We start from the raw sequence: 928 nt of genomic DNA, 5'->3' as shown, positions 1-928 counted from the left end.
CTGTCAGGGGGACCGCCCGGGGCGCGGGCGTCAGGTACGGCTGCTCCGGCCATGCCGGACGGCGAATCTGATTCGGCTTGCCTGGAATCTCATCGAAGAGGTGCGCCTCGAACGCCGCCGCCCCACCGGAGAGCAGCCCCCGCATCAGCTCCGAATGCGCCGCCTCGCCCGTGCGGGGCCGATGCTCCGGCTCCTTCTCCAGCAGCCCCAGGATGGCCCGCGACAGGGGCTCCGGCACCTGCGGGTTGATGTCCCGGGGAGACGGCGGCAGCCGCTCCGTGATGGCCACTGCCAGCAGCTCCGGCTCCTGCCCCGGCGGGAACGGGTAGTGCCCGGTGACGGCCCGGTACAGGCACACCCCCAGGGCATACAGGTCATCCGCCGCGCTGTATGGATAGCGCAGCTCCGGCTGCCTCCAGTGGCGCTGCTGGAAGCGGATGGCCTCCGGGCTGCGCAGGTGCAGCGTGCCCGGGGGCAGGGTGGTGGTCGTGAGCGTCAGGGCCCCCGCCTGGTCCCCCGCGCCGAAGTCGATGAGCACCGGCACCTGCCCCCGCGTGCGGATCAACAGGTGCTCCGGCTTGAGGTCGCGGTGCAGCACGCCCCGGGCATGCAACACGCCCAGCGTCATCGCCACCGAGCCCCCCACCATGGCCACCTGCCGGAACGTGGGGTTGACCGTCTCCGCCCAGACGTGGAGCGCCATCCCCTCCACGCAGTCCATGACGAAGTACGGCAGCCCCTCCACCGGGTCCGGCCACCGCCCCGTGGCATGCACCCGGACGACGTTCGGGTGCCACGCCCGGTCCAGCAGCAGCGCCATCTCCCGCAGCGCTCGGGCCGGATCCGGATGCAGCGACAGCTTGAGCGCGAAGCTCCGCCCCGGCGCGTCCAGTGGCTCCACCCGGTAGACGGCGCCGTACCCGCCCAC

1 protein-coding gene is annotated in these 928 nt (G+C 72.7%); it reads right to left on the bottom strand.

The genetic code is table 11. From position 1 onward, the window contains the following. Positions 1-928, bottom strand: a 928-nt coding sequence (locus D7W79_RS42300; RefSeq protein WP_158617194.1) for a serine/threonine-protein kinase, incomplete at both ends; no start/stop codon positions are given.

The sequence above is a fragment of the Corallococcus exercitus genome, from assembly GCF_003611585.1.
GTDB lineage: Bacteria > Myxococcota > Myxococcia > Myxococcales > Myxococcaceae > Corallococcus > Corallococcus exercitus.
This window is presented reverse-complemented; position numbering and strand designations above follow the sequence as displayed.